Genomic DNA, 9734 nt, shown 5'->3' on the forward strand with positions numbered 1-9734 from the left:
TTGAATGAAAAAACTGTCAAGAGCAGTAGAACCAGGGCACAATGCATAAGGCTCTCGCAATTTTCATGGGCGGGGGCGAATAGTGCTCCTATTCATGAAGGTTTAACCAAATGCTTCAAGTGTAACGGTTATCTAATTTCCCAATCGTTGGGCATGCCATTGACGACATATCCCCCGTTAGACACCTTTATCCCATCCATGAAATATATGTAGATAGCACCTATGTCGGCATTTTGCCATGGAATATCGGTCTTACCGTCACCATTGTAGTCCCCGAGCCTAATAACCTGCCAGTTACGTGGTATCGAGCGAGCCACATAGCCATCACCACTGACTATCTTTGTCCCGTCCATTAACCACATGGCATAATCACCATTTGTGGTGTCCTGCCACAGCCACAGTATGTCAGTCTTGCCGTCGCCATCAAAGTCTGATTTCAGTCCTTTCGTGCATCCGCTACTATAATTCTCCTTTGAGGTAATTTTATACTCCACTAAGCTTACAATCTGATCAGAGAATGCCCAGAAGGCTACGTTATCATCGTTTGGATTATACTTATCAGTTATCCAGCCGGTCATTTGTAAGGATGATGGTTGAATCAACTCTACTTCAACGGTAGGCGCTTTACACTTCCATTGTGAATCCCCTCCTATCAAACCAAGCTTTTTACCTGCACGAGGTTGATTAACAAACCAACCTTGTACAGGAATTGAAATGACATCAGAATCAATATATCCCAATTGTGAATCCCATAGATCGGCAAAAGCGTGCATTGACGAAAACATAAAAGGTTTATAAGCTTCCCATGGATGTCCATCTTTATCTATAGACACCTTACCGGTAACACTCATGTTTACATCAGCGCTTATAATATGCTGAGTAGGTGGAGATATACGAATAGTGCCATTAAAGCCTAATCCGCCTATACTTCCTCCAACAGTCAAAATAAGACACAACCTTCATATGTATCTTTCCATGTCATATCTCCAGAGAGCGTACCTTGACAGTAGTTATCTGGACAACTGCTTGACCAGAAGGAGGGAGCTAAAACTACACTCGTCCCCAAAGGAACACCTACACCATAAGTCATTCTGAAATAACTGCTATATGGATAAAGATGTTGTCAATAGTCAATTTAACCCCAAACCTCCGATATAGAGCGTTTCGATTTGATTAAATACAAAATACGCAGCACTTTGATGAGGTCAAGGGGACTTCTACGTGGCCGGGCCGGGATTACTTGAGGAACAGACCCTTAAAGAGCCTGCCATGAACAATCTCTCCGGCGGGTTGTATCTTGACCACGTAGGAGTTGCGTTCATTGGTAAGGATGTCTGCTATCCGCAGGAGGGATTGTTCCGTCAGCTCTCTGATGGTTTGTCGTTTGGGGACGTAGGAGACCTCCTTTGGCTCGTAGACCGTCGTAAAGCTGATAGATGTAAACAGCGACATGTAGACCAGGCTCTTGAAAATCCTTTTGTTGGTCTTGAAGGAGAAAAAGATGTCACACAGTGAGTTCTCCAGCAACACGTCGTTTCGCCTCTGGACGCTCTTGCCGATAGCGATTGCCTGGAGCCAGTATTTTTTTTGGATGAGGCTGTCTGCCTGAAGTTCGTAGAGTGTGTGCTGGATGTTTTTCTTTTCCTTGGTCAACACTTCGTGAGCGACGGTGTCTGCGGCCAAGTGGCTGAGGTAGCCGTATGCGAATGCCCTCTGCTGGTGGTTTTTGGCGTTATCGAGCAGAGAGAAGCCAAATCGCCACGAGTGCGAGTTCCTGTCCTGTGGCAGGTACTTCTTGCCCAGGACGATGTCGGCAACTATGTTTCCATACAGGAAGTCATCCCTGTAGGCGTCGATGAGTCTGTACACTACCGAAGGGACCAGGTATGATGCGGCCAGTATTTCGCTGCCCAGGTACATGTGGGTCAACGGCCCCCACGCGTAACACTCCGATGGGACAAAAACAAACCCCAACGTTATGACCAACATAAACAGCATCGATGATCTATATTAAAATATACTGCATGGATATTTCAACTATCCGAATTTTTTAATTTTTCAGCCGCCAGTTCCTCACGACATACCTTCGGCCAAGGGATGTCCTGGTGCCGTGCCTTCAATTCGTCTGGTAGATGACGACTGGCCTCTGAGATGATTTCAATGCCGCCTTCGATAAGCCAGCGCTTGCGTCTGTCAGGTTCAAAGTCACGGAGCGTCACACCGTCCATTTCGCTGCGAATAAGCTCAATGGCCTCGATGATGTCGGTAAGACGTGGTACAGGCGAAGGCTTAGTCATCAGAACACTTTTAGCGCCGATGCCTCGATCTGCTCTTTCAAAACACGGTGCAGGCTGCGACGTGTCATGATGTCGGTTTTGCATCCAAGTATTGCAGCGGCTGCGTCCTTGACATCCATTAACTGGAAAAGTCCCATTGATCCTTCAGGGTGATCGAAAAACAGGTCAACATCGGAATCGTCATTAGCTTCACCACGCACGGTTGAACCAAACATGAAAAGATGCTCAACTCCAAGTTGCTTCAATTCGGCTTCGTGCTGTTTTAATCGGCTTATGGCTTCGTTAAATTCCATCGTTATATTATAGCACATGTTCTATTTATTTGACGATCTGGTTAAGTTCAAAGATTGGCAACATCACGGCAAATACGATAAACCCGACGATCAACCCCATAAGCAGCAACAACGCCGGTTCCAGCATCGTCAGCAGGCGTTTGACCTGCATGTGGAATTCGTTTTCATAGCCTTGTGCTGCCTTCAGAAGCATGTCTGGTAGGGTGCCGGTTTTTTCGCCGGTGGCGATAATCTGGCGCACGAGGGGGGGTAACAGAGTCAACGCACCGGAGATATCCACGCCCTCGGCAATCTCCCTCTCTGCCTCCATGATGTGATGCTGGAGGTAGGCGTTGCCGATGGAGCCGGCGGCCAGCTTGAGTGTCGCCAGCACGGGAATTCCACCGTTTAGCAGAAACCCAGATATCCGCAGAAATCTCGACAGATAGAGTGCATTTAACACCGGCACCTTGTTGAGCATCACCCCGACAAGCATCCGGTTGCGCGCAACAAAGACCCGCAACGCCCACCATCCACCCACTACCAGCGCAATCAACGCCCACCAGTAACGCCCCACCACGTTGCTGACCCACAACAGGACAACCGTAACAAAGGGCAAGGCCTGACGTGAGTCCTCAAATATCTTCGTTATCTTGGGCACGACAAACATAAAGATAAACAACAGCGCCACAGCCCCCACGCCCAGCATTATCATGGGATAGACCGATGCCGCCCGCACCCGTGCCCGCAACTCCTCCTGCGTCTCCAGAAACTGTGCAAGGTGCTCCAGCACCACGTCGAGGTTGCCTCCGGTTTCGGCGGCGCCTATCATGTTGACGTAGAAGTCGGCAAAGACGTCGGGGTACCCTGCCATTGCCCGACAGAGGCTCATCCCGGCCATGAGCTTGTCCCTGATGTCGGCTAACACCTCACGACCATAGCCACGCTGTTGCTCCGAAAGCGTCCTGATCGCCTCCACGATCGGGATGCCAGAGGACAACAGCACGGAGAGCTGCCTGGTGATGACGCTGAGGTTGACCACCCGCTTGCCACGTGAGAGCCTGCCGGAGGATATACGGTTTTCCTCGGCGATGTCGCTGGGGTAGAGGTTTCTCTGGCGCAGGAGTCGCAGACAGTCGGCGTGGTTTTCGGCGTTGATGGTACCTGTTTCCTTGGAGCCGTCCGTGCGGTAGGCGCTATATCGAAAGATCATAACTTGTCCTTACAGTTGTGGGGTCGGCATGGTCTTTCTGTGTCACACGCAACACCTCGGCCAGGGTTGTGATGCCGGCGGCTACCCTGGACAGACCGTCTGCCCGTAGCGTGGTCATTGCGTTGTTGACGGCGTGGGTCTTTATCCTTGTGTAGTCAACGCCCTTGTCTATGAGTGAGATGACCCCGGAGTCTATCTCAAGCAGCTCGAAGATACCAATCCTGCCCCAATAGCCCGTGTGGTTACACCGTTGGCATCCTGCCCCACGGGACAGCAACTCTGGTGGCGTGGCATCGGAGCGGAAGTAATCCAGTTCGACGGCGGAGGGGACAACACGCTGTACACATTCGGGACACACCTTTCTGAGCAGTCTCTGTGCCAGGACGCCAACAACAGACGAAGCGATCAGAAACGGCTCTATCCCCATATCGACCAGACGCGTGATGGCCGATGCGGCGTCGTTGGTGTGCAGCGTGCTCAACACCAGGTGGCCGGTGAGGGAGGCCTGGATGGCTATCTCAGCCGTTTCGATGTCTCTGATTTCGCCTACCATGATGATATCGGGGTCGTGTCTGAGGATGCTGCGCAGGCCCTTGGCAAAGGTCAGGCCGATCTTGTGGTTGACGTTTATCTGGCAGACGCCGCGCATCTGGTACTCGACGGGGTCTTCGATTGTGATGATGTTTTTTTCGTCGCTGTATATGCTGTTTAACGCTGCATAGAGCGTGGTGGTCTTGCCGCTGCCCGTGGGACCGGTGACGAGGATTATGCCGTGTGCAGAGGCAAGCATCCGTGCCAGGGTCTCCTGACACCGCGGCGACATCCCCAGTTGGTCAAGGCCAATAAGTCCACGCTTTCTGTCCAGGAGTCTCAGCACCGCCCGCTGCCCAAACGCCGACGGAATAATCGAGACCCGGACATCGACGTCCTTGCCGCCAACGAGCAGTCGGATGCGGCCATCCTGGGGCAGGCGCTTTTCGGCAATGTCAAGGTCGGACATTATCTTGATCCGGCTGATGAGGGCGTCCTGGATTATTTTTGGCGGAGCTATGACCTTTCTCAGCATACCGTCGATGCGCATTCGTACAATGAGTTCCTTTTCGTATGGTTCGATGTGGATGTCGGAGGCGTTTTCCTTGACAGCCTGTTGCAGGAGTGCGTTGAGGAGTCTGATGATTGGTGCGTCTTCGGTGAGTTCCATGATGTCGTGCGGGGACTGGAATGTCCGTGCCACGGAGTCGAAGTCGCCCTCGGCCATGTCGCTCATCACCTCGGCAGCGGAGCCGATCATCCCGTAGGCGTGGTTGATGAGGTCGAGTAGTCGTTCCTGTTCGACCTTGATGGCCTCTGGTGTCAGTCCCATCGTCCGAGCCAGCTCGTGCAGGGCGAACATCCCCTGCGTGCCGCTGACGAGCGCCCTCAGGGTGTCGCCATCGCGCCTCAGGGGCAGCACCAAGTTGCCTCGTGCATACGTAAGGGATATCTCCTTGAGCAACGACAAGTCCAGCGAGTCATCCCCTATCTCTAAAAACTTCTCAGCATCACCCATTTTAAATCTAAGTGTAAACAATTTGCCCCAAGAAAAGCAAAAGAAGAAGGCAAAGAAAGGGAAAGAAGGGAGGGCTCTGCCCTCCCTCAGACCCACCCGCAAGGGAGCACGGCCCCCTTGACCCCGTAAAGGGCTGGGTGGCAGGTTGGAGGCTGGCGGCCCCTTGATATTGTAAAAGCGCCAGGAAATATGCAATAATGAAAGTGTGCGGTATTTTATTAGATAAGAGGTTTCTATGCTGATTAGCCACGACAGAGAGAAGTTGATCAATGCCATAGTTTATTTCTTAACAAATACAAGGAATTGTGGTATAGCTAAACTGTGCAAGCTGTTATATTATCTCGACTTTCTACACTTCAGGGAAACAGGCCGATCTGTAACAGGTTTATCTTACTACGCCTGGGATTTTGGTCCGGTGCCTCAGGAACTATATATGGAGGTAAGGAACAACCCGCTGCCTGATTTGAGGGAGAGTGTTTATTTTGCGTTCAATAAGGGCAAATCGTTTGCGCCGATGAGAGCCGGAAAGAGTTTTGATGACAAGCACTTTTCAAAGAGGGAGCTTCGCATTCTTGAGGATGTAGCGTTTATCTTTAAGGACACGACGGCTGAAGATATATCAGAGGCATCGCACCTGCCCAATCACCCTTGGGATGAAACAATAAAGACAAAGGGGCTTAAGGGTGAGATTAGTTATACGCTTGCCATTGATGAATCAGAGAGGTCTATATCACTTGAGGAGGCGTTGGAGCGGATTTCAGATAGTGAAGTGATCAAGAAGGCATTTAGTGGAAAAAGGATATGACTGGTCTAATAAAACAACGTATGTTCAATTTCATGAGCTTTATGAGATAGAGCAAGAAGGGCTTTTACAAGCGCACTTTAGAGGGAATATCGAAAATAAAAGTAAGCTAAGAGAAAATACAGTTAATGCTATAGTGAATTGCATAAAGAAGTCTGAGGATGTATCAAGATATCACTTGACTCTTTTAAGGTAAACCCCACTTGCTCTTACCCTGCAAAGTGGGGGCTGGTTAAGGCCATGCCGCTTTGGCCTTTGCTGTGTATTGAGCTGCCTTTTGTAGATCGCCTGCTTGACTATATGCTTTGGCAAGGTTGTCATAAGACGTAGCCATATTGGGATGCTTTTCTCCATAGACTTCCAAGCCTATTGCAATAGCTTTTTCGATATACGCAATCGCCTGCTTTGAGTCGCCTAAAGCCATCCATGTCAAGCCAATGTTGTTATAAGAACCAGCGATATTGGGATGTTTTTCTCCATAAACCTCCAAGCCTATTGCAATGGCTTTTTCGAGATACGTAATCGCCTGCTTTGAGTCTCCTAATGTATACCATACCAAGCCAATGTTGTTATAAGAAGTAGCCACATTTGGATGTCTTTCTCCGTAAATTTCCAAACATACAGCAAGGGCTTTTTCGTAAAACTCAATCGCCTGCTTTGGGTTGTCTGAATTATGCCACACAACGCCAATGTTATTATAAGAAGTAGCCACATCCGAATGTTTTTCTCCGTAGATTTCTAACCATAGAGTAAGAGCTTTTTCATGAAACACAATTGCTTGATCCTGGTTGCATAAAATCCTATATGCCGTGCCAATGTTGTTATAAGAAGTAGCCACATTTGGATGCTTTTCTCCATATACTACCAATCTGATAGCAAGGGCTTTTTCGTAAAACATAATCGCCTGCTTTGTGTCACCTAAGTTCCATAATAACACAGCATATGTATTAAAAAAATTATCGACAGATATATCCTTTTTTTCCTTAGCCTCATCAATCACTGCATCTGAGACCCTGGCGGCAACCTTCTCCATAATTGCTAACCCCTGACGATATAAAACCATCTGCTCAAAGTAATTTCCCAACACGTCAGCATGTTTACATGCGCCGCGGATATTATCCACTGCAAGGGCGTGACTGACGGCCTCCTCCAGGTGCTTGTAATTCGGTTCATCGGCTTTTGAAATCCAACCGTCATACCACTGATACGCATGCTCGTGCATTGCAAACTGTTCTTCATACGTTTTTAACTCAAGCCACATGCTCTCCCTAATAACGGGCGTCACCCAGTATACAAACTCACCCCTGGACAAGTCCTCACGCTCAACCAGCGTCAGGCCAACTCCCGTGTCCAAAAACTTCCCTCCGCCAAAGCTGTCAAAGGCAGTCTTGTCAACAGGCCACCGATACACCGCCGCCTTCTGGATGAACTTGTGAAAATCCTCCCCCTCAGTCTTTGCGATCACATCTGCAAGATACTTGTGGATGAACTCATCCGTCTTGCCCTTCAACTGGTCATTAATTTCCCATAAAAGGTACTTGTCCTCGTCTCTGGCGATAACGTCTAACCACTCCAACAATCGAGGGTTGCCGTTACCATACTCAAGATACGAAACAATCTGCTTGCTTTTTGAAATAAACTCCAGGTTCCTCTTCTTCTTGTTTAAATCCGCACCACGAAAGGACATGAGTGAAATATCATAAAGCTTTGTCGCGGGAAGCTCTTCACCATCGTGTTCAAGGATGAACGGATATCGGCTTGATATAACAACGTTGCTGTTGCCTTCAGCCCATTCAACCGCCTCAAGAAAGGGACGGACGATATCAATGGTCTCTGGCCTTACGTAATACTCATTGCGACAACGATCAAGGTTTTGTTCAAAGTCGTCAAAGTATATTATTGTTGAAATCTCATTTTTAAAGACGGAACTAAAAAGGTCTTTTATTTTATCCTCGTATGATATATCTGATTTCATGATTTCTATGCCGCGTCTGTTACGCATTCTATCAAGCAATTTCTTCAGTTGCAAGCTCACATTCGCCTCACTGATCACCCCGTGAAAAACGACCAACTCCTTTTTATCCTTTTCATAGGCAAACCGCTCAACAAGCTTCCCGACAAGACAGCTCTTGCCGATACCGGCTGGCCCGCGTACCAAAAGCCCGAACTGTTTAACCTTCCCCCTGAGCACGCTTAAACCTTGTTGGACATTACGCCTCCTGCCGACAAACCCTTCCTCAAGTACACGCACGTTGCTATCCTGCAGGCTCTTGTGCCTCAACTTAACGGGATGAACAGCCCTGGTTTTCAATCCAGCCTCAACCAATGGCGCAATCGGCGTCGCGTCACCAAAGAGCCTCAAAAGCGGCCAGGGGTGGTATCTGTCCTCAACCGATTTTCGTGCTATTTGCACGGCATGATCGAGTCTATTGCCAATTGAGAGGCACTTGTATATCTCAGTAACCATCTGAATCGCCCCCTCATGCGAAACAATCAGTCCCCAGCCAAGCACCCACTGTATACCCTTCTGCGCCATCCTGTACGCAAAGGACTCCGAGATCGCCTCATTATGGGTGCCCCCGGTTGAACAACCAGAGAGAAAAAGCATCTTTGGTGGACGATACTTAATCCCATCCCACAACTTATCCGGCGATATCGCATCCAGCTTGCCGACATCGTCCTCCATGTAGAACACCGGCCCCTTATCCTTGTCGAAACCGGCATGTCCAAGTATGTGGATGATGTCAAAACCGTCGCCGTTGTTATTGGCCAGACTAAGCCCTTCGAGGCTGCCAGTGTCCTCGATCTGCATGTCGATGTTGTGATCGCTGGTGGCGTTGAATATGCGATCTTCCTCCAGTTCAAAGTTGATGGCTTTGCCCTCCGGCAAATTTGTTGGCGAGCAGGCCATAAATAGCATCCGAAGCGCCTCTGTCCTGGGTTGCTCCTGACTTGACTTGCCCCTGTCCTCAACGAGCCGGATTACGTGGATGTTGTGGGCAAGCAGGACAAAACTCCCGTTGTGCAGCAGCTCAAACGGTAACTGCGTCAGATCGTAGGGCACCTGCAAATACAAATGCGTATGTTCACGTACCCCGACAGCCCTGGCAGCGTCGATGATCCGCTGGAGCGTCCCGACGTTACTATTAAGCATGGCGTACAGGCGCTTCCCAATTTCGGCCCCTGCAACTGTATCGGTACGCCACAGGTTCTTGCGTGTTTCTGCAAGGAGGGCGGTTACCTCGGCTTCAGCGATGTGATGCGAGAAGGCGCCGTCGATATGCACCGCACGCTGGTCGTTTTCGCCCTTGCCGGATATCGTTATGGTTATGTTGTTCATCGTTTTATATTATAGCTGATTCCGGTTAATTAAAATTGCACGAAAGTAGAAGTCGCCCTCGGCCATGTCGCTCATCACCTCGGCAGCGGAGCCGATCATCCCGTAGGCGTGGTTGATGAGGTCGAGTAGTCGTTCCTGTTCGACCTTGATGGCCTCCGGTGTCAGTCCCATTGTCCGTGCCAGCTCGTGCAGGGCGAACATCCCCTGCGTGCCGCTGACGAGCGCCCTCAGGGTGTCGCCGTCGCGCCTCAGGGGCAGCAC

At 49.7% G+C, this 9734-nt stretch carries 9 protein-coding genes; 1 reads left to right on the plus strand and 8 read right to left on the minus strand.

Translation table 11 applies throughout. The annotated features are described in order from the left end of the window. Positions 1–128 precede the first annotated feature (128 nt). From HWQ67_RS07835 to gspE, 6 genes are all read right to left on the minus strand, one after another. A complete protein-coding gene (locus HWQ67_RS07835) occupies positions 129–944 on the minus strand; it encodes an FG-GAP repeat domain-containing protein (protein WP_218252128.1) in 816 nt (271 codons plus the stop codon). A 292-nt stretch (positions 945–1236) separates the two neighbouring features. Next, on the minus strand, positions 1237–1989 hold the full coding sequence (locus HWQ67_RS07840) for a zinc dependent phospholipase C family protein (protein ID WP_218252129.1): 753 nt from the start codon (positions 1987–1989) through the stop codon (positions 1237–1239). Positions 1990–2033: 44 nt separating this feature from the next. Next, positions 2034–2297 (minus strand): HepT-like ribonuclease domain-containing protein, encoded by a 264-nt coding sequence (locus HWQ67_RS07845; protein ID WP_218252130.1) that lies wholly within the window; start codon positions 2295–2297, stop codon positions 2034–2036. Next, complete coding sequence (locus tag HWQ67_RS07850; protein WP_218252131.1) at positions 2297–2590, minus strand: nucleotidyltransferase family protein; 294 nt, start codon at positions 2588–2590, stop codon at positions 2297–2299. The genes HWQ67_RS07845 and HWQ67_RS07850 overlap by 1 nt, the downstream gene beginning before the upstream one ends. Before the next feature lie 25 nt (positions 2591–2615). Further along, entirely contained in the window at positions 2616–3782 is a 1167-nt protein-coding gene (locus HWQ67_RS07855) for a type II secretion system F family protein (RefSeq protein ID WP_218252132.1), read from the minus strand. Next, a complete protein-coding gene (gene gspE, locus HWQ67_RS07860) occupies positions 3766–5352 on the minus strand; it encodes a type II secretion system ATPase GspE (RefSeq protein WP_218252133.1) in 1587 nt (528 codons plus the stop codon). Before gspE ends, HWQ67_RS07855 begins: the two co-directional genes overlap by 17 nt. Positions 5353–5566: 214 nt before the next feature. Here gspE and HWQ67_RS07865 point away from each other — a divergent pair, with 214 nt between their 5' ends. Continuing rightward, positions 5567–6136, plus strand: a complete 570-nt coding sequence (locus HWQ67_RS07865; protein WP_218252134.1) for a Panacea domain-containing protein — start codon at positions 5567–5569, stop codon at positions 6134–6136. Positions 6137–6365: 229 nt separating this feature from the next. Here HWQ67_RS07865 and HWQ67_RS07870 read toward each other — a convergent pair whose 3' ends face one another. Both HWQ67_RS07870 and HWQ67_RS07875 read right to left on the minus strand, forming a co-directional pair. Further along, positions 6366–9473 (minus strand): tetratricopeptide repeat protein, encoded by a 3108-nt coding sequence (locus tag HWQ67_RS07870; protein ID WP_218252135.1) that lies wholly within the window; start codon positions 9471–9473, stop codon positions 6366–6368. 9 nt (positions 9474–9482) lie between these two features. Beyond that, positions 9483–9734: hypothetical protein (locus HWQ67_RS07875; protein WP_218252136.1), on the minus strand; the 252-nt coding region annotated here is incomplete at its 5' end.

It is taken from the genome of Candidatus Magnetobacterium casense (assembly GCF_019173545.1).
Taxonomy (GTDB): domain Bacteria; phylum Nitrospirota; class Thermodesulfovibrionia; order Thermodesulfovibrionales; family Magnetobacteriaceae; genus Magnetobacterium; species Magnetobacterium cryptolimnobacter.

Coding starts and splice junctions, on each gene's coding strand:
- HWQ67_RS07840 (WP_218252129.1), bottom strand. CDS start 1,989: ATGTTGGTCATAACGTTGGGGTTTGTTTTTGTCCCATCGGAGTGTTAC.
- HWQ67_RS07865 (WP_218252134.1), top strand. CDS start 5,567: ATGCTGATTAGCCACGACAGAGAGAAGTTGATCAATGCCATAGTTTAT.
- HWQ67_RS07850 (WP_218252131.1), bottom strand. CDS start 2,590: ATGGAATTTAACGAAGCCATAAGCCGATTAAAACAGCACGAAGCCGAA.
- HWQ67_RS07870 (WP_218252135.1), bottom strand. CDS start 9,473: ATGAACAACATAACCATAACGATATCCGGCAAGGGCGAAAACGACCAG.
- HWQ67_RS07845 (WP_218252130.1), bottom strand. CDS start 2,297: ATGACTAAGCCTTCGCCTGTACCACGTCTTACCGACATCATCGAGGCC.
- HWQ67_RS07855 (WP_218252132.1), bottom strand. CDS start 3,782: ATGATCTTTCGATATAGCGCCTACCGCACGGACGGCTCCAAGGAAACA.